The sequence below is a fragment of the Bacteroides sp. OF03-11BH genome, from assembly GCF_003604005.1.
GTDB lineage: Bacteria > Bacteroidota > Bacteroidia > Bacteroidales > Bacteroidaceae > Bacteroides > Bacteroides ovatus.
On sequence record NZ_QTMW01000004.1, the window covers coordinates 128,093 to 145,080 of the forward strand.

20 protein-coding genes are annotated in these 16,988 nt (G+C 43.5%); 9 read left to right on the forward strand and 11 right to left on the reverse strand.

What is annotated here, in order from left to right:
• Positions 1-62: 62 nt before the first annotated feature.
• Positions 63-1,376, forward strand: a complete 1,314-nt coding sequence (locus tag DXA54_RS04415) for a nucleobase:cation symporter-2 family protein (protein WP_004304803.1) — start codon at positions 63-65, stop codon at positions 1,374-1,376.
• A gap of 116 nt (positions 1,377-1,492) precedes the next feature.
• On the opposite strand, the gene DXA54_RS04420 is transcribed toward DXA54_RS04415, so the two are convergent.
• The 4 genes from DXA54_RS04420 to DXA54_RS04440 all read right to left on the reverse strand — a co-directional run bounded on the left by DXA54_RS04420 (position 1,493) and on the right by DXA54_RS04440 (position 6,754).
• Positions 1,493-3,628, reverse strand: a complete 2,136-nt coding sequence (locus DXA54_RS04420) for a KamA family radical SAM protein (RefSeq protein ID WP_032852909.1) — start codon at positions 3,626-3,628, stop codon at positions 1,493-1,495.
• Between the two features lie 312 nt (positions 3,629-3,940).
• Entirely contained in the window at positions 3,941-4,573 is a 633-nt protein-coding gene (locus DXA54_RS04430; protein ID WP_004301962.1) for a hypothetical protein, read from the reverse strand.
• 111 nt (positions 4,574-4,684) lie between these two features.
• Positions 4,685-6,073 (reverse strand): alanine/glycine:cation symporter family protein, encoded by a 1,389-nt coding sequence (locus DXA54_RS04435; protein WP_004325091.1) that lies wholly within the window; start codon positions 6,071-6,073, stop codon positions 4,685-4,687.
• 33 nt (positions 6,074-6,106) lie between these two features.
• Complete coding sequence (locus tag DXA54_RS04440; RefSeq protein ID WP_004308278.1) at positions 6,107-6,754, reverse strand: helix-turn-helix domain-containing protein; 648 nt, start codon at positions 6,752-6,754, stop codon at positions 6,107-6,109.
• A gap of 147 nt (positions 6,755-6,901) precedes the next feature.
• On the opposite strand from DXA54_RS04440, the gene DXA54_RS04445 reads away from it, so the two are divergent.
• The 3 genes from DXA54_RS04445 (at position 6,902) to DXA54_RS04455 (ending at position 9,595) form a co-directional block, all read left to right on the forward strand.
• Positions 6,902-7,078 (forward strand): histone H1, encoded by a 177-nt coding sequence (locus DXA54_RS04445; RefSeq protein WP_004301965.1) that lies wholly within the window; start codon positions 6,902-6,904, stop codon positions 7,076-7,078.
• A 314-nt stretch (positions 7,079-7,392) separates the two neighbouring features.
• A complete protein-coding gene (locus tag DXA54_RS04450; RefSeq protein WP_004304808.1) occupies positions 7,393-8,661 on the forward strand; it encodes a putative DNA modification/repair radical SAM protein in 1,269 nt (422 codons plus the stop codon).
• Between the two features lie 157 nt (positions 8,662-8,818).
• Positions 8,819-9,595, forward strand: coding sequence for a TIGR03915 family putative DNA repair protein (locus DXA54_RS04455; protein WP_008651214.1), 777 nt, complete (start codon positions 8,819-8,821; stop codon positions 9,593-9,595).
• 32 nt (positions 9,596-9,627) lie between these two features.
• Here DXA54_RS04455 and DXA54_RS04460 read toward each other — a convergent pair whose 3' ends face one another.
• Complete coding sequence (locus tag DXA54_RS04460) at positions 9,628-10,296, reverse strand: MgtC/SapB family protein (RefSeq protein ID WP_004325092.1); 669 nt, start codon at positions 10,294-10,296, stop codon at positions 9,628-9,630.
• A 174-nt stretch (positions 10,297-10,470) separates the two neighbouring features.
• Here DXA54_RS04460 and DXA54_RS04465 point away from each other — a divergent pair, with 174 nt between their 5' ends.
• On the forward strand, positions 10,471-10,836 hold the full coding sequence (locus DXA54_RS04465; RefSeq protein WP_032852911.1) for a DUF2809 domain-containing protein: 366 nt from the start codon (positions 10,471-10,473) through the stop codon (positions 10,834-10,836).
• On the opposite strand, the gene DXA54_RS04470 is transcribed toward DXA54_RS04465, so the two are convergent.
• From DXA54_RS04470 to DXA54_RS04485, 4 genes are all read right to left on the reverse strand, one after another.
• Positions 10,831-11,139, reverse strand: coding sequence for a HigA family addiction module antitoxin (locus DXA54_RS04470; RefSeq protein WP_008651217.1), 309 nt, complete (start codon positions 11,137-11,139; stop codon positions 10,831-10,833). The two genes, DXA54_RS04465 and DXA54_RS04470, sit on opposite strands and share 6 nt — an antisense overlap.
• A 10-nt stretch (positions 11,140-11,149) precedes the next feature.
• Positions 11,150-11,464, reverse strand: coding sequence for a type II toxin-antitoxin system RelE/ParE family toxin (locus DXA54_RS04475; protein ID WP_008651218.1), 315 nt, complete (start codon positions 11,462-11,464; stop codon positions 11,150-11,152).
• A gap of 92 nt (positions 11,465-11,556) precedes the next feature.
• Positions 11,557-12,405, reverse strand: coding sequence for an ion transporter (locus DXA54_RS04480; RefSeq protein ID WP_120079021.1), 849 nt, complete (start codon positions 12,403-12,405; stop codon positions 11,557-11,559).
• 38 nt (positions 12,406-12,443) lie between these two features.
• Entirely contained in the window at positions 12,444-13,424 is a 981-nt protein-coding gene (locus DXA54_RS04485) for a lytic transglycosylase domain-containing protein (protein ID WP_120079022.1), read from the reverse strand.
• Positions 13,425-13,555: 131 nt separating this feature from the next.
• On the opposite strand from DXA54_RS04485, the gene DXA54_RS04490 reads away from it, so the two are divergent.
• From DXA54_RS04490 to DXA54_RS04505, 4 genes are all read left to right on the forward strand, one after another.
• Positions 13,556-14,869, forward strand: a complete 1,314-nt coding sequence (locus tag DXA54_RS04490) for a TIGR01777 family oxidoreductase (protein WP_120079023.1) — start codon at positions 13,556-13,558, stop codon at positions 14,867-14,869.
• A gap of 112 nt (positions 14,870-14,981) precedes the next feature.
• Positions 14,982-15,248 carry a GNAT family N-acetyltransferase gene (locus DXA54_RS04495; protein WP_004301973.1) on the forward strand — a complete coding sequence of 89 codons (267 nt, stop codon included), beginning with the start codon at positions 14,982-14,984 and terminating at the stop codon, positions 15,246-15,248.
• Between the two features lie 76 nt (positions 15,249-15,324).
• Positions 15,325-15,525 carry a hypothetical protein gene (locus DXA54_RS04500; protein WP_004304814.1) on the forward strand — a complete coding sequence of 67 codons (201 nt, stop codon included), beginning with the start codon at positions 15,325-15,327 and terminating at the stop codon, positions 15,523-15,525.
• Entirely contained in the window at positions 15,513-15,797 is a 285-nt protein-coding gene (locus DXA54_RS04505; protein ID WP_004301975.1) for a virulence protein, read from the forward strand. The genes DXA54_RS04500 and DXA54_RS04505 overlap by 13 nt, the downstream gene beginning before the upstream one ends.
• 56 nt (positions 15,798-15,853) lie before the next feature.
• Here the strand turns inward: DXA54_RS04505 and DXA54_RS04510 are convergent, their stop codons facing one another.
• Both DXA54_RS04510 and DXA54_RS04515 read right to left on the reverse strand, forming a co-directional pair.
• Positions 15,854-16,123: a zinc ribbon domain-containing protein gene (locus DXA54_RS04510; protein WP_004301976.1), complete on the reverse strand. Its 270-nt coding sequence runs from the start codon at positions 16,121-16,123 to the stop codon at positions 15,854-15,856.
• A 118-nt stretch (positions 16,124-16,241) separates the two neighbouring features.
• On the reverse strand, positions 16,242-16,973 hold the full coding sequence (locus DXA54_RS04515; protein WP_004308271.1) for an SDR family NAD(P)-dependent oxidoreductase: 732 nt from the start codon (positions 16,971-16,973) through the stop codon (positions 16,242-16,244).
• Positions 16,974-16,988 lie beyond the last annotated feature (15 nt).

Genomic DNA, 16,988 nt, shown 5'->3' on the forward strand with positions numbered 1-16,988 from the left:
TTCAGAATAATCTCTGTTTATCCCTCTGCGAAACTTAAAAAAATATATAGAAACCCTGTTAAATGAAAACTGATTTAATCTACGGCGTAGAAGACCGTCCCCCTTTTAAAGACGCCTTGTTTGCGGCTTTACAACATCTTTTGGCTATTTTCGTAGCGATCATTACACCTCCGCTTATCATCGCAAGTGCCTTGAAACTTGATGTAGAAAAGACAAGCTTTCTGGTTTCCATGTCTCTTTTTGCTTCGGGAGTATCTACCTTTATACAATGCCGCCGCTTTGGTGTGATAGGAGCAAGACTGCTCTGCATCCAGGGAACCAGTTTTTCTTTTATCGGCCCTATCATTGCCACAGGAATGGTAGGCGGATTACCGTTAATTTTCGGTTCCTGTATGGCTGCTGCGCCTATCGAAATGATTGTCAGCCGCACATTCAAATATCTGCGTAATATTATCACTCCGCTGGTTTCCGGTATTGTCGTGCTGCTTATCGGATTGAGTCTGATAAAGGTAGGTATCGTATCTTGCGGAGGCGGATATGCAGCTATGGATAATGGTACGTTTGCTACGTGGGAAAACCTGTCTATTGCAGCACTGGTACTTCTTAGCGTCTTGTTTTTCAACCGTTGCGGGAACAAATACCTGCGTATGAGTTCCATTGTACTCGGACTTTGCCTTGGCTATGGTTTGGCATTTGCTCTGGGAAAAGTGGATATGAGTGCGTTGAATGTGGAAATGCTGATGAGTTTTAATATTCCCCAGCCTTTTAAATATGGTGTTGATTTCAATGTGTCTTCTTTTATAGCCATTGGTCTGGTTTACTTGATAACTGCCATTGAAGCAACAGGTGATGTAACTGCCAACTCTATGATTTCCGGACTTCCCATTGAAGGAGATTCCTATTTGAAACGGGTTTCCGGTGGAGTAATGGCAGATGGATTCAACTCCTTTCTCGCCGGTGTATTCAACTCTTTTCCAAACTCCATCTTTGCACAAAACAACGGTATTATCCAACTGACCGGAGTAGCCAGCCGTTATGTTGGTTATTATATCGCAGCAATGCTCGTCCTTTTGGGTTTATTTCCCATCGTAGGTGCCGTATTTTCCTTAATGCCCGATCCTGTACTGGGCGGTGCAACCTTACTAATGTTCGGCACAGTAGCAGCGGCGGGAATCCGTATTGTCTCCTCACAAGAAATAGGCCGTAAAGAAACTTTGGTATTAGCAGTCAGCCTCTCCTTAGGCTTAGGGGTAGAACTAATGCCGGACGTATTACAACAAGCCCCGGAAGCAATTCGAAGTATCTTCTCTTCAGGGATTACCACCGGAGGCCTAACTGCAATTATTGCAAATATAGTAATACGGGTAAAAGAGTAGGAAACAAGTAGTAGAAACAAGTATTAAGTAATAAGTATTACCGAAGCCGCTGGTTTATACTTGATAGGCGTTGATTAATACTTGTTAGTTGATGCTTGTCGATTAATACTTAATACCTAATTCTTAATACTTAAATTACTCATTTTATCTGTTGTGCGGAAGGGGAAATCAGGATACTCGTAAAGACTGAAACGAGGTTCGGTTTCTCCTTTCGTATAATTCCAGATAGAAGCATAGTCTTCCGGATCTTCTCCCATCTTGGCTAACTGGCGCAGGTAAGCAGCTAGCGATTTATTCTCTACAATATAAATCTGCCCCATCTGATCGATAATCGGGCTATGATGACGAGTACCGTCATGTTCGAAGCGTAGAATTCGTTTTCCTTCTTCAGTTAGTCCCACCAATTGGAAAGTCATGCTTTTACCGATAGCCGGTAAATTCAATACGCTGCGATCAGTGGCAAGGAAAGGTAAATGATGCTTTCTCATGAAGCGTCTTAATTGCTTGGCAACATCCTCTTTAGGCTCCTCTTCTGTTCCTACTTTCGTCTCTAATATCTTATATAACTCCTCCGCCTGTTCCGGTGTCATACGGCCATAAATCTTTTCCTCCTGTTGTTCCTGCATTGAACGACTGTTGGGTGCAAATACCGCATAATTCTCATTGAATCCCTTAACCGAGAAAGTGTAATAACATACCACCCCCAACGAATTGAGCACCTGACGAAGCCGGGTCGTATGCCCTCTACGTGAAGCAGCCACCGTATATACCAACTGATTCGTAATAATCCATCCCGCAGAAAGAATCTTCCGGATCGCTTCTTTAGCTTCAGGAGTAACCTCCAGCGGTGTCTGGAAATGAGTCTGTATAATAAACTGTTTCACACCGATAGCCGATGCTTTCTCCTTGAATTCCCGCAGAACATCAACCAGCCCGTCGTTGATACGCATCGGCAAATAAGCCAACAGACGTGACCCCAACCGTACCCGTTGCAATTCCGCATATTTCTCTCCATCCTTGCGTTCAAGATTCGCCCTTTGTTTGCGTGCCGCCATCCGATACACCGCATCCAGAATATTCTGAAGCGTTTTATTTTGACTCATCAGCGCATCGCCTCCTGTAATAAGAATATCCCGCAATTGCGTATCCTCTTCAAAATAAGCCATTAACCGACGCAACTTACGATCCCATGATTCCTTCGGGCGTAAAGACTCAAATTCGAAATTCAACCGCTCGCTCTGAAAATCATACATACGCTGACAGGAAGCACAAAGTCCTCCGCAAGCCCGTCCCATAGTGTCAGGAATGAGAATAGCCACCTCCGGATACCGCCGATGAATGTTATGCCCGTCCGGCAAAAGCCATCCCGCAGCATTAGGCTTCCCGGCTTCTACAATATCCTCTTTCTCCCACGCGCGAATATTTCCATACGTCTCCACCAAACGTGGAGAATACAGAATATAACTCCGAATAGCCTCGTCATTATACCCATATCCCGTTACATTAAGCAACGATAAATAATAAGGAGTTGCAAAGAACGGCATACCCTTCTTCCGGGCACGATAAAGCAAATACATAGTCTCTGACGAAAGTGAATTTCCCAGGAATCGATTCAACTCGCCCGGACTTTTTATAGCCATTGCCAAATGAAAACGGAAATCGTTCCACCACTCACTTACCAACCTGTATTTTTCTTCATAACTCATTCCCTCCTCAAAGTGAAAACGCACCGAAGGTTTCGACTTCCTGTTCTCAATCTTCTGAATCAGCAAGTGCAACATCCGCTCCTTATTCTCATCCCGCACTTCACGTACCTCTTCATCCAATCCCGTTTCCCACCGGTCATTCCTGCTTTTGATACGCTGTGGCGATGGTAAAGGCACAACCTCTCCCTTCAACCGTTTAAACATCTGGAAAATTTCAATAAACAAATCCGTCGGTATCTCCATATTTTCCAACGTTCCCGTCAGAAACTCATAAAGCAACCGAATCGTCTGTACTGACATATCCTGTCCAGTAGACAGTTCATGGACATTCTGTCCATCATAATCGAGTAAGAGTCGAATTTGCTCCCTCGCCTCCTCCGCAGCCTCATTTTCTATCCTGCAAATTTCCAAAAAACGCAGCATCCCAGCCTTGAACTCTTCCACAGAAGAGCTCTTATCAGCTATCTCCACCACTTCCGGAATTTCTTGATTATAGATTTGTTTCAACTGTGAAAAAGTAAGCGCAAGCATTTTCTTTTGTTTCATAAGCAATCTCTCTATTTTTTAATAATTATAATATACTACCACACCGCATAGTCCCCCTCCGGCCTCGTCTGCACGGCGTCAAGCGAAGGTTTTATTACCGGCGTTAAGAAGGGCAGACTGTTTGAGCGAAGCGAGTTTCTACCCTTTAGACGGGAATGAAACCGGAGTAGCCGGGCAGGCGCAGCCTTGATTTTTTCTTTTGTATCAAGACAAAAGAAAAAAGTACATAAAGATAACAAAAAAAGCGGAGGTACAAAACCCCCGCTTTTTCTATCCTATTAATCTTTACGATTTTCTAACATTTAAAGCGACTTATTTTTTCGTTTCCGTGTCGTCGTTCTTCCGTTTCGGCTCCTTCTTGGCAAGAAGAACAATATTATACACATAATCCGTCATCCACTGTTCAGAGTATCCCAAACGCTCTTTGTACTGGCGAACAGTCGCAGCCGTTTTATGCACATCATCAGCCTTCCACACTGTCTTGGTACAAACATCGTGTACCGTTTTCTGTGTCATACCATACAAAGCCTTCTTAAAGATCGACGGCATACGAAACTTCCACTGCATCAGATTTCCCATCAACATCATCAGATCATTGGAAAATCCCTGATACATGAACAAATAAGATTGAATATCATTTTGAGTGCGGCAGTTACGTTTCACGGAAGAGTCGATTTCCTTAAAGAAGTTCTCGTTCAACCCATAATCCTGCATCAGCATTTTGCGCGCAGCAGATTTTTCGGCCAATCCCAGTTTACCGTTTTGAGTAGGAACTTTAAACAAACGTTTGAAGTTAGCTACGTCCGGCAAGAAGCGGATATTAGTGATACCGAGGTTTGTGGCGATAACTGACTGGAAATACACCCGTGTCAGTGATATGAAATCTTCTACATTGCCGACTTTCGTTTCATCGGATTTTTTCTTGAATAAACCAAATAAGCCCATTGTTATCTCTACAATTTTATTATTTACAATTTACTATTTGAGCGTGTGGAAGGTATATAACATAACTACCATCTGTCAATTTGCGTGCAAAGGTACAAAAACAGTTGGTTTTCACCAACATTCCAAGTCCTTTTCGATGTCCGGCATTGTCTCTTTCTTAAAAACAGGGCTTTGGATGCCAGCTTTCTTTTGCGCGCGGTAATCATTTAGCAGACGGATAGCATATTTTCCGAGGAAAAGGATAGCGATCAGATTACAGATAGCCATTAACGCCATCGTGACATCTGCCAGGCTCCATACCATATCCAATGTGGCAAGTGAACCGAAGAGTACCATACCACCCACCAATATCCTGTAACCATGAAGTACCCATTTCCGGTGAGTGATAAAACGGATATTAGCCTCACCATAATAATAATTCCCCAGAATACTGCTGAAAGCAAAAAAGAAAAGAGCTACGGCAACGAAGATACTGCCCGAAGAACCTATTTCGTTTGTCAACGCCTGTTGAGTCAGCTGCACTCCATTAGCCGAACCATCCAGAGGAGCCCCACTAAAGAGGATGATAAAAGCCGTACAGGTACATATCAATAATGTATCTGTAAATACCGCCAAAGTCTGTATCAACCCTTGTTTTACGGGATGGCTGACATGAGCCGTGGCAGCCGCATTCGGGGCCGAACCCATACCGGCCTCATTGCTGAAAAGTCCTCTCTTGATGCCCTGCATTAATGCCATACCAACTCCTCCTGCCAATGCCTGCTCCCAACCGAAAGCATGGCTGACAATCAGTGCGATAACACCCGGTAAATGAGTGATATTGAGTGCAACAATAACCAGTGCCAGCCCTACATATCCCAAAGCCATAACAGGCACGATAATACTACTGACGCGGGCAATGCGTTGAATACCTCCAAAGATGATAAGCAATGTCAGCAAAGTCAGCACACCTCCCAATATAATATGATTGAACCCAAAAGCATGCTCTGCCGCAGCACAGATCGTATTACTCTGTACAGAATTGAAAGCAAACCCGAAAGTAATGCTTATTAATACGGCAAAAAGCATTCCCATCCACGGTTGTTTCAACCCTTTCTTCATATAATAAGCAGGTCCTCCGATGAACGAATCCTTTCCGCGTATTTTGTATAATTGTCCCAAAGTAGACTCTATGAAAGCACTCGAAGCCCCTAACAGTGCGATGACCCACATCCAGAAAATAGCCCCGGGACCTCCGATGGCAATGGCAGTAGCCACTCCCGCAAGATTCCCCGTACCCACACGGCTGGCGATAGAAATAGCGAATGCCTGAAAAGAAGATACATGTTTCTCTCCCTGTTTTCCTTTGCCGGCGGATTCGCTTAACAGCACGATCATTTCCCGGATCATGCGAAATTGTACAAAGCGTGTCCGTATGCTGAACCAGACAGCACATCCTAATAACATAATAATTAGAATATACGTCCAAAGTATGTCATTAATCTCGTTGATAAAAGTCATAGTTAAGTATTAAGTATAAAGCATTGTTTGTGGTTATTCGTCTTTTATTCGGAAGTAAAATTTATGATTTTCGAATACAGGTTCCACAATATCATAACGAACAAATTTGGCGAGCAGATGTTCAGCGGCACGTCGTGAAAGTCCGGTTTGTCGACAGTAACGGTTGAGTGAGAGTAAAGTTCCGTGCTCCAGTTGATCGAGCAGGAGCTGTTCACGTTCGGTGTAGCGGATGAGTTCTCCACGGGGGCTATCGCTCTGTTGCCATACACGGAGATGTATGGGAGTTGCCAGAATATTTTCGTCCTTGATGCGGAGATAGGCTAGGGGCTTTCCGGTTTCGTCCTTGGCGTAAACCGGTTTATGTGGAGTTTCTTCGATGGTTGCCACTAACACTTGTCGTCCTTCCACTATGTATGTTTGCAGAGAATATTCCACTTCCGGCACGCAATAAAGTTGTGCGGCGGCTTCAATCATATATTTTTCTTCTTCGGAGCGTACTCCTGCGATTTTACCATTGTCTTTAACGCCAATAAGTAATCGTCCTCCGTCCGTGTTGGCAAAGGCCGAAAGTGTTTTGGCTATTTTGCGTGCGTCGGAAATTTCGAATTTAAAGTCTTGTTGCTGGTGCTCTCCTTCAGCAATCAGTGCATGTATATAATCGGTATCTGTAAGCAGTTTCATGGCTACAAAGGTAGGTAAAAAAGGTGAAAAGCCCCTTTTTTAGATATTTTTCGAAGATTATTTCAAAAAAAATATTGATTTTATGCTTTTATTTCGGGAAACAGTGTATTTTTGCGGCACATTATTAACGAAAAAAATAAAAGGATTATGAAAGAATTGGTAGAAAAGGTAGCAGCTCTTTATGCTGACTTCTCAAAAGATGCTAACGCACAGATCGAAAACGGTAACAAAGCAGCAGGAACTCGCGCTCGTAAAGCTTCTTTGGAAATCGAAAAAGCAATGAAAGAATTCCGTAAAGCATCTTTGGAAGCTTCTAAAAAATAATTTAGAAGACTACTAGGATATTGAAAAAGAGGGCATATCGTGAAGCGATATGCCCTCTTTTTGTTTTAATGTGGAATGACTTTTTATTGTTTTAGTACGGATAGTGGCAATTATTTATAGCATAAAAAGCGGTTCGTTTGGGTGAATCGCTTTTTTAGAAAAGAGATGTCTCCCAAGATGTAAGTCCGGGCTTTTTATATTTTTGTGGTTCTTTTAAATGATTTATTTGCAATTTGTAGGGGGGCAAACTTTTTTCTTCTATACGCATCTCAAATTAAATCGTATATTTGCGAAAAGAATCAAGATCGGGAATGATGAACGAAAACGTCTTAGCTAAACTGAAGATACTTGCAGAATCTGCCAAGTACGATGTTTCCTGTTCTTCCAGTGGTACGGTGCGTTCCAATAAGCCGGGAACGCTGGGAAACACTGTGGGAGGATGGGGGATATGCCACAGTTTTGCCGAGGACGGTCGATGTATCTCGCTATTGAAAATCATGCTTACCAATTATTGCATTTACGATTGTGCCTATTGCGTCAACCGTCGTAGCAACGATCTTCCCCGCGCTACCTTTTCCGTTTCGGAATTGGTGGAGCTGACGATGGAATTCTACCGTCGTAACTATATCGAAGGGCTGTTTCTTAGCTCCGGAGTGGTCCGTAATCCGGACTATACAATGGAGAGACTTGTGCGTGTAGCCAAAGATTTGCGGCAAGTGTACCGTTTTAACGGTTATATCCATCTCAAGAGTATTCCCGGAGCCAGTCGCGAATTAGTGAATGAAGCCGGATTGTATGCCGATCGTCTTAGCGTCAACGTCGAAATTCCCAAAGAAGAAAATTTGAAACTGCTTGCACCGGAAAAAGACCATAAAAGCGTATTTGCTCCGATGAAATACATTCAACAAGGCGTGTTGGAGAGTAAAGAAGAACGGCAGAAGTTTCGCCACGCACCGCGTTTCGCACCTGCGGGACAAAGTACCCAGGTGATTGTGGGAGCTACCTCCGAATCGGATAAAGATATTCTTTTTCTTTCGTCGGCACTTTATGGGCGCCCCACCATGAAACGTGTCTATTACTCGGGCTACGTTTCCGTGAATACGTATGATAAGCGCCTTCCGGCATTGAAACAGCCGCCTCTGGTACGTGAAAACCGGCTCTATCAGGCTGACTGGTTATTGCGTTTTTATCAATTCAAGGTAGATGAAATTGTGGATGATTCCTATCCGGATCTCGATCTCGAGATAGACCCGAAACTCTCGTGGGCTTTGCGCCATCCCGAACAGTTCCCTGTCGACATTAATAAGGCGGACTACGAAATGTTGCTCCGTGTGCCGGGAGTAGGGGTGAAGTCTGCGAAACTAATTGTTGCTTCCCGTCGTTTTTCGCGGCTGGGATTTTATGAACTGAAGAAGATAGGAGTAGTAATGAAGAAAGCGCAATATTTCATCACTTGCAAAGAACTGCCTCTCCAGATGCAGACGGTGAACGAACTTTCTCCGCAACGGGTACGCAGTCTGTTGTTGCCGAAACCGAAAAAGAAAGTGGATGAGCGGCAGTTGTTGCTTGATTTTGGTGAGTAATAATAATTTACTATTAGACGATTTACTATTTACTATTTAAGTTAGCATTGTAAAATATCATGTATGCATCGGACGTTAATGATTTCAAAAGTGATACCAAGCGTAGATCGTCTAATAGTAACTTAAATAGTAAATTGTGAATTGTCCAATAGTAAATATGTTTAGTGTTTATATTTATGATAAAACCTTTGATGGGCTGCTGACGGCCGTATTCGACGCCTATTTCCGCAAGACCTTTCCCGATGCTTTGCTGTCGGAAGGAGATGCTTTGCCTTTATTTTGTGATGAGCTGCATACGGTAGTGACCGATGAAGAAAAGGCCGGGTGTGTGTGGCGGGGATTGCAGAAGAAAGTTTCCTCTTCTGCTTTGGGTTGCCTCACGCAAAGTTGGCTGTCGGAACTTCCGGAAATAGGAATACTTATTTTTCGATATATCCGTAAAGCAATTGATGCACCCCGCTCTATTGAAACCAACTTTGGTGATCCGGATGTTTTGCAATTAGCGCAAATATGGAAAAAAGTGGATGGCGAACGTGTGCACCTGATGCAGTTTGTCCGTTTCCAGAAAGCTGCCGACGGTACATTCTTTGCCGCTTTCGAACCGCAGTATAATGCGCTCCCGTTGACGGTTCACCATTTCAAAGACCGTTTTGCCGATCAGAAGTGGATTATTTACGACATGAAACGCCGTTACGGATTTTATTATGACTTGCAGGAGGTGACGACTATCTCGTTTGATGATGACAGCCGTGAATCCCATTTGATTACGGGGATGCTGGACGAAAGTCTGATGGACAAGGATGAGAAGCTTTTCCAACAACTTTGGAAGACATATTTCAAGGCCATTTGTATCAAAGAACGCATGAATCCGAGGAAGCACAGGCAGGATATGCCTGTACGTTATTGGAAGTATCTGACGGAAAAGCAAAAGTAGATTTCCATTTTGGGAGAGGAGCGAAAGTCTGACTATTCAATTCGCTGCACCGTTACATCCGGAAATTCCTGTATCAGCGAAAGCAGATGCCCTTCATCATTATTCCGTTTCGACTTGATAACCATCGTAACCTGATAATATTCTGTTTCACCCGTGTGTTGCGTTTCCATCTCGTAAGAGACTATCAGGTAGTCTTTAGAGTTGAATCTGTCCGCTATCTGTTTCAGTATGTCTTTGTTGGGAGTTGAGAAAGAAACCATCGAGCTTTTCATTCCGATGCTTTTAAATAGATAGCTAAGTAGTTCCAGTCCGACGAGGGTCAACACCGTGGCGGCAATACCGATGGTGTACATTCCTGCACCTACCGCCAAGCCGATACCTGCTGTTGCCCAGATTCCTGCGGCGGTAGTCAATCCGCGTACAATCTGTTTTTGAAAGATGATGGTTCCTGCACCGATAAATCCGATACCGCTGACAACCTGTGCCGCCACCCGACTGGGATCGAGTGTGACACTACTTTCTTTTATAATTTCCTGAAATCCGTATTGGGAAACAATCATAATCAAAGCACTACCTAGCGACACGAGAAAATGAGTGCGGTATCCGGCTTCTTTGGCACGGTATTCACGATCCAGTCCAATGATGGTTCCCAGTATTCCGGCGACCAATAAACGGATTATAAAATCCATATTCAACATCATGTGTTCAATCTCCTTTCTGTTTTTTATTGTTTGTGGAAAAATGCTTAGGACCATAAATATACAATTATTTCCCCTTTTTGTATCAATCATTTAGTAATATTTGAACGTATCCAATTCATTTTATCGTATATTCGCAGATTCAAATAAATGTTTAATCCCGCGACCGAGCAAATAATGAAGAAAAGAATTTTTTATATAATCAGCTTTCTGGTGATCTTCTGTATTGAGGTGTTGATAGCTTTGTATGTGCGCGACCGTTTCATACGTCCCTATGTCGGAGATATGCTGGTTGTAGTGCTGGTATATAGCTTTGTACGTATCTTTCTACCGACGGGGATTCCGCGGATGCCGTTTTATGTCTTTCTTTTTGCCTGTTTTGTAGAAGTCTTGCAATACTTCCAGCTGGTGGAAACATTGGGTGTCACGAACCGCGTAGCCCGAATTGTGCTGGGTTCTACGTTCGATTGGGGAGATATTGCCTGCTATGCTGTGGGATGCGTTTTCATTGTCTTATTCGAGCGTATTTGCAAACACTCATAACAGTGAGGCGCACATTTTACGTATTTCGTTGAGTCGGTTTGAAAGGGCTTTCTTTTCACGGGCCAAAGCCATGTTATATCGTGATTGCATATTGATAAGTAACTCTGGATTAATGTCTAGAGCTGCTTCCACCATCAATGCAAAATCACTGGTAATAGGTCTTTTTCCATTCAATATTTCATTAAGCATTGTATAAGGAACCCCAAGAATTTCCGAGAATTTCTTTTGAGAGATTTTGCGGCATTCCAATTCTTCTTTTAACACATCACCTGGGTGTGTAGGTAATCTTTTTATTGTATTCATACTTGATTTTTTATTGGTAATGATTGGTTATGTCAGTTACTATACAAATGGTTAATATAGTTTCAGTACCTTCGGTGCGGGTTCTAAACTCCAGCCGGTAGTGATAGTCTATACGGATGGAAAAATAGTCTGCACGGCCTTGAAGAGCTTCGAAGTTTAGAGAATTAAAGACGAATAAATCTTCTATCCGCGTAGCGGCAATTAAAGTATCGATACGTTTCTGGTACTTTTTGATAACAGCTGCGTCAAAACGATATTTTTTGCTTTTACACTTACCATCCTCATACAACTCCTTTAGATACTCTTTTTCGTACTCTATAATCATATTCCATTTGTTTCTGCAAATATAGTGTTTTATTTATAATTCACGAAAATAGTGAATGTCTTTTTCTTTGCAGAAAAGGGAATAGAGCTTATTCAGTCACTATTTAACGGATGGCCGCAATATTTGCAAAACTCTGCATTATCTTCGTGTCCGGAGCGATGGCAGTTGGGACATTCTTTGTCTCTCCTGCGTTTATACTCTTTCATCATGGAGGCAGATACGATACCTGTGGGTACGGCAATAATCGTGTAACCGATCAGCATGACACAGGCGGAAAGGAATTTTCCGAGGCCGGTGGCGGGAGTAATATCTCCATAACCTACGGTAGTCATGGTGACGATAGCCCAATAGATGCTGTTCGGGATATTGTTGAACTGGGAGTTGGGTTGCGTTCCTTCAATCATATACATTAGCGTTCCGATGGAAGTCACCAGAATGACGACAAACAGGAAGAACACTGCAATCTTCTTACTACTTTCACGCAAGGCAGTGAGCAGCCGTTCCCCCTCATTCAGAAAGTTGAAAAGCTTGAAGATGCGGAACACACGTATCAGGCGGAAGGCACGGATGATGAGTAGATAGCGGGCGCCCGGAAAGAGCAGACCGATGTAAAGAGGCAACGTGGCCAGTAAGTCTACGATACCGAAAAAGCTGAATATGTATTTCCGGGGACGGGGTGAACAGTAGATTCTCGTCAGGTATTCGAAAGTAAAGAAGCCGGTGAAAAGGAATTCCATAATGACGAACGGAGTCGTCAGATAGGTGGGAAGTCCTTTCAGGCTTTCGATGATGACGAGCAATACGCTGACCAGAATACAGGCGATAAGAATCACGTCGAACAATTTCCCGGCAGGGGTGTCCGATTCGAAGATGATGACGTATAACTTTCGTTTCAGTTTCTCGTCATGCAAAAAACGATGGATTCTTTCTTTCAGTTTCATATCAATAGTGCTTGGCCGGAATTAAAGAAAAAGCCTTTTTAGTCGATGACCCACTGTTTATTGTAGGCAACGGTCTTTTGCGGGTTGTAATACATTCCCTCTTGTGTAGGAATATAGAGAATGTATGTCTTTCCGGTCTTGTTTTTCAATGAAGTGTCGCGCAGCCAGGGGTTGGCATCACGAAGTTGGGCATAGGTGATTCCCTGTGATTTTGCGTAGTCGTTCAGATCGTCGATAGAAGTGTTGACGGTTACCTCTTTATAAGGAATAGGCGGATACAGATGTTCTCGTTTCAAGAGGAATCCGTAACGTTGCGGGTTATTGAATATCTCTTTGGCTGCCAGCAGGCGGAACATGTAGCGGGAAGTTTCCTCTACCAGCCATAAGTCCATGGCATGACTTGCCAACTGCTTTTCAAGTTGGGAGGAGATACGTCCCTGTCCGGCGTTATAGGCGGCGGAGACAGCCATCCAGTCGCCATATTTGGCATACGCCTGTTTGAAGTATTTGCAGGCGGCAACGGTTGCTTTTTCAATATGATAGCGTTCGTCTACGTTATCGTTCACTTCCAGCCCGAATTCCCGTCCGGTGGCAGGCATAAATTGCCATAGACCTGCTGCTCCTGCCGGAGAGCGTGCGATGTTATTCAGATTGCTCTCGATGACCATCAGGTATTTGAAGTCATTAGGAATACCGTTTGCTTTCAGTATCGGTTCGATGATGGGGAAGTAACGGTTGGCACGCTTGATTAATAACATGGTGGTGGAGTGCATATAGGTGAAGGCCATCATCTCGCGGTCCATCCGTTCGCGGCGGTCATAGCGCCGGAGGTCAATCGTTTCCCCGTCGAAGGTGACCTGTGCGGGAATAGTAGGCGGAGTGACACAATAAGGCACTTCCGATTTGGCGGAATGTTGTTCGTTCACTTGGCTGCTGCTTGTCAATATTGGGATGGAAGCACCGATACAAAATACTAATATAAGTGTAAGAATATAGTTGATTTTCATTTGTCTTTTCATTTTATAACCTTTTTGGATGCTTCAATGTTTACGTCTATCTTGCAAAGATAACCTCATTTTGCTTTTTTCAAAGAACTTTTCTTGCATTTTATACGTTTTTCTAATAGAGTTAAAATAAACAACGAATCAAGATGAATATAGCAATGACCGGAGCTACCGGATATATAGGTAAACATCTTTCTAATTATCTTACAGAAAAGGGCGGACATCGGATCATTCCTCTAGGAAGGTCGATGTTTCGCGAAGGTATGTCCGGTTATTTGATTCAGACACTGACCCATTGTGATGTTGTCATCAATCTGGCAGGTGCACCTATCAATAAACGTTGGACACCGGAATATAAACAGGAGCTTTTCAACAGTCGTATTGTTGTAACCAATCGTATTATCCGCGCTTTGAACGCAGTCAAAACGAAACCGAAACTGATGATTTCGGCTTCTGCCGTAGGTTATTATCCTTCGGAAGCGGAGGTGGACGAATATACCCGTACCCGTGGAGAAGGTTTTCTGTCCGATCTTTGCTATGCGTGGGAAAAGGAAGCGAAACACTGTCCCGAACCTACAAGGCTCGTTATTACACGCTTCGGCGTAGTGCTTTCTCCGGACGGGGGAGCGATGCAGCAGATGCTTCGCCCTTTGCAAGCTACCAAGATAGCTACCGCCATCGGTCCCGGTACGCAGGCTTTTCCGTGGATATCGATACGGGATCTTTGCCGTGCAATGGAGTTCTTTATCACTCACGAAGAGACACATGGGGTATATAATCTGGTTGCTCCGCAGCAGATCTCGCAATATGCTTTCACCCGTGCGATGGGAAAGGCTTATCGGGCATGGACGACGATGGTAGCTCCGCAACGAATTTTCCGTATCTTATATGGTGAGGCGGCATCCTTCCTGACTACGGGCCAGAGAGTCCGCCCAACGCGTCTGACGGAGGCGGGATTTCATTTCTCCATTCCCAATGTCGGACGTCTTTTCAGAGGTACGGACCATAGTACGGTTACTTCTCTCGACCTGCACCGGTATATGGGACTTTGGTATGAAATAGCCCGCTACGAGAATCGCTTTGAATACGGACTTGTAGACGTCACGGCTACTTATACGCTCCGTCCCGACGGCATGATTCGTGTGGAGAACCGGGGATGCAAACGTAATTCTCCTTACGACATCTGTAAGACTGCCAACGGACATGCCAAAATACCCGATCCCACACAGCCGGGCAAACTGAAAGTGTCTTTCTTCCTTAGTTTCTATTCTGATTATTATGTCTTGGAACTGGATGAAGAGAATTACAATTATGCCCTGGTAGGCAGCAGTACTGATAAATATCTCTGGATACTAAGCCGTACACCCCAACTGCCGGAAGAAATCAAGAAGAAACTCGTCACCGCTGCCGAACGTCGTGGATACGATACGAGCCAGTTGAAGTGGATCGAGCAACTCTGATCGCAGGCATATACATATATCAGTTTATGCAATCCGCACCTAATAAATAATATAAGATTGTTTAGCGAAAGTATTTAACGGACGATAAACCAACTTTAAAACAACAGAAATTATGGATTACGAAATTATTCATCAGCCCGAACAAAAATTGTTCAAGACAGAAGTAGACGGTCGCACCGCCTTTGTACAATATCGCCTGATAGGTGATTCTCTTGATATTATCCACACAATTGTGCCACAACCCATTGAAGGGCGGGGGATTGCCGCTGCTTTGGTAAAAGCTGCTTACGCCTATGCATTAGCTAACGGGATGAAGCCGAAAGCAACGTGCTCTTATGCAGTGAAGTGGTTGGAAAGACACCCGGAAATAAATGGTTAAATACTCGCTTTTGATTCGTCGGAAAAGGAAATAATATTATCTTTGTAATTGGAAATCAATGAAGAAAAATAGTGTTATGATAAAAGAAGGTGAAAAGGTAAAAGTGGATCCTAGATTAACGGGACTCGATGAATGGATAGAGGGTACAGTAATTGATATTGAACATAATCCGTTCAAAGGCTTAGTTATAGCGATTCGTGATAAATTTAACCGTATTTTCTTTGGTGAGCAGAAATATTTTATTCCTGTAAATGAGGATAATGTATGTATGCAATAGCCTTTGATATGGTCATTACAGACCTACGTGCCAATTATGGAGAGCCTTATAACAATGCCTATTTTGAAATAAATAAAGTGTTGCGTCAGTATGAGTTTTATAATACGCAGGGTAGTGTATATCTAACAGAGAAAACTGATATGGCAAATCTTTTTCGTGCAATTGACGCTTTGAAACGTATTCCTTGGTTTCAGGCGTCAGTTCGTGATCTTCGTGCGTTTCGTGTAGAAGACTGGTCGAACTTTACGGATTTTATAAAAGAAAATAAGTAGATAAGCTTTCAGGTCTGAATATGTATTCATGCCTGAAAGCTCCTTTTATTTCTCAATTACTGTTTCCACCTCTTCAACTGTGGAAAGTACTCCTTCATCGTTTTCCGTGCTTCCTCCACTGTGTATTTCACTTCCGAGTCTTTATTGAACTCATCCAGATAATTCAGATTAAGCTCGATCATCTCGTCCATGGTACACTCTTTCGTGAAATGTCCGTCCGCATAGCAATAGTGGCAATAATCTTCGTTCTTGCTACCGTCCGCTTCTTTTCCAAAAGTTGAGTCGTCTATCGGCATACCGCAACTTTGACAAAATTTTTGTTCCATCTTTTTTTGTTAGATTATAAGTTTATGTTACAAGACAAATGTAAGTAGAAATATTGGAAAAGAAGTAATCCGGTCTTGCTATTTATTCATTTATTTCTTTCCTGGTTTGCTTTTGGTGTTAATTGGTTTTCACGGGCAGCCGTTTCCACATCCAACGGGGAATCATTTTCCAGAAAAAGACCAGTATCCGGTAGCGCCAGTCGATCACTACTATCCGTTGTTTCCGCTCCAGTGACCAGGCGATGTGACGTCCCACTTTCGCTGCATCCATCAATAGCGGATAATGTTTCCCGTCGTTGAGCAAGTCGGTGGCAACAAATCCGGGACGGATATCAGTAAAACGGATATTCAGTTTTTGTAAATATGAAAGTTGTTCGAGAGCATCTATGTAAGTGTTCTGGAAGCGTTTGGTGGCAGAGTAGGCAGGAGCCACTCCAAGTCCTTTCGTTCCCGCGATGGAGCTGATGACTGCCAGGTGGCCGCCTCCGCTTTTCCTGAAATAGATGAAAGCGGTATCCACCATGCGGATAAATCCCTCTACATTCGTGTATGCTGTGTTCAGCTCCACCTCCATGTTCAGATTCGTATTCTGGAAACCGATGCCCGAGCTAAGAAGAAACAAATCCATGCCGCCCACCTTGTCGATGAGCATATTCAATTTCTCGCCTGCATCTTCCTGGGTTACGTCCAACGTTTGAATTTGAATCTGATCCGGTGCTGCCCGTTGTAGGTTTTCGAGAGCAGATTGCCGTCTGCCGGCTACTCCGATTTGCCATCCATCCAGTAACAGACATTTTGCAACTTCTTGTCCGATGCCGGAGGTAGCGCCAATGATAATGGCTTTTTTCATTACTGATTTTTTTAG

Bases quoted from the DNA above. Each gene is read 5' to 3' on its own strand.
- DXA54_RS04415 (WP_004304803.1), top strand. From the start codon at position 63: ATGAAAACTGATTTAATCTACGGCGTAGAAGACCGTCCCCCTTTTAAA.
- DXA54_RS04420 (WP_032852909.1), bottom strand. From the start codon at position 3,628: ATGAAACAAAAGAAAATGCTTGCGCTTACTTTTTCACAGTTGAAACAA.
- DXA54_RS04430 (WP_004301962.1), bottom strand. From the start codon at position 4,573: ATGGGCTTATTTGGTTTATTCAAGAAAAAATCCGATGAAACGAAAGTC.
- DXA54_RS04435 (WP_004325091.1), bottom strand. From the start codon at position 6,073: ATGACTTTTATCAACGAGATTAATGACATACTTTGGACGTATATTCTA.
- DXA54_RS04440 (WP_004308278.1), bottom strand. From the start codon at position 6,754: ATGAAACTGCTTACAGATACCGATTATATACATGCACTGATTGCTGAA.
- DXA54_RS04445 (WP_004301965.1), top strand. From the start codon at position 6,902: ATGAAAGAATTGGTAGAAAAGGTAGCAGCTCTTTATGCTGACTTCTCA.
- DXA54_RS04450 (WP_004304808.1), top strand. From the start codon at position 7,393: ATGAACGAAAACGTCTTAGCTAAACTGAAGATACTTGCAGAATCTGCC.
- DXA54_RS04455 (WP_008651214.1), top strand. From the start codon at position 8,819: ATGTTTAGTGTTTATATTTATGATAAAACCTTTGATGGGCTGCTGACG.
- DXA54_RS04460 (WP_004325092.1), bottom strand. From the start codon at position 10,296: ATGATGTTGAATATGGATTTTATAATCCGTTTATTGGTCGCCGGAATA.
- DXA54_RS04465 (WP_032852911.1), top strand. From the start codon at position 10,471: ATGAAGAAAAGAATTTTTTATATAATCAGCTTTCTGGTGATCTTCTGT.
- DXA54_RS04470 (WP_008651217.1), bottom strand. From the start codon at position 11,139: ATGAATACAATAAAAAGATTACCTACACACCCAGGTGATGTGTTAAAA.
- DXA54_RS04475 (WP_008651218.1), bottom strand. From the start codon at position 11,464: ATGATTATAGAGTACGAAAAAGAGTATCTAAAGGAGTTGTATGAGGAT.
- DXA54_RS04480 (WP_120079021.1), bottom strand. From the start codon at position 12,405: ATGAAACTGAAAGAAAGAATCCATCGTTTTTTGCATGACGAGAAACTG.
- DXA54_RS04485 (WP_120079022.1), bottom strand. From the start codon at position 13,424: ATGAAAAGACAAATGAAAATCAACTATATTCTTACACTTATATTAGTA.
- DXA54_RS04490 (WP_120079023.1), top strand. From the start codon at position 13,556: ATGAATATAGCAATGACCGGAGCTACCGGATATATAGGTAAACATCTT.
- DXA54_RS04495 (WP_004301973.1), top strand. From the start codon at position 14,982: ATGGATTACGAAATTATTCATCAGCCCGAACAAAAATTGTTCAAGACA.
- DXA54_RS04500 (WP_004304814.1), top strand. From the start codon at position 15,325: ATGATAAAAGAAGGTGAAAAGGTAAAAGTGGATCCTAGATTAACGGGA.
- DXA54_RS04505 (WP_004301975.1), top strand. From the start codon at position 15,513: ATGTATGCAATAGCCTTTGATATGGTCATTACAGACCTACGTGCCAAT.
- DXA54_RS04510 (WP_004301976.1), bottom strand. From the start codon at position 16,123: ATGGAACAAAAATTTTGTCAAAGTTGCGGTATGCCGATAGACGACTCA.
- DXA54_RS04515 (WP_004308271.1), bottom strand. From the start codon at position 16,973: ATGAAAAAAGCCATTATCATTGGCGCTACCTCCGGCATCGGACAAGAA.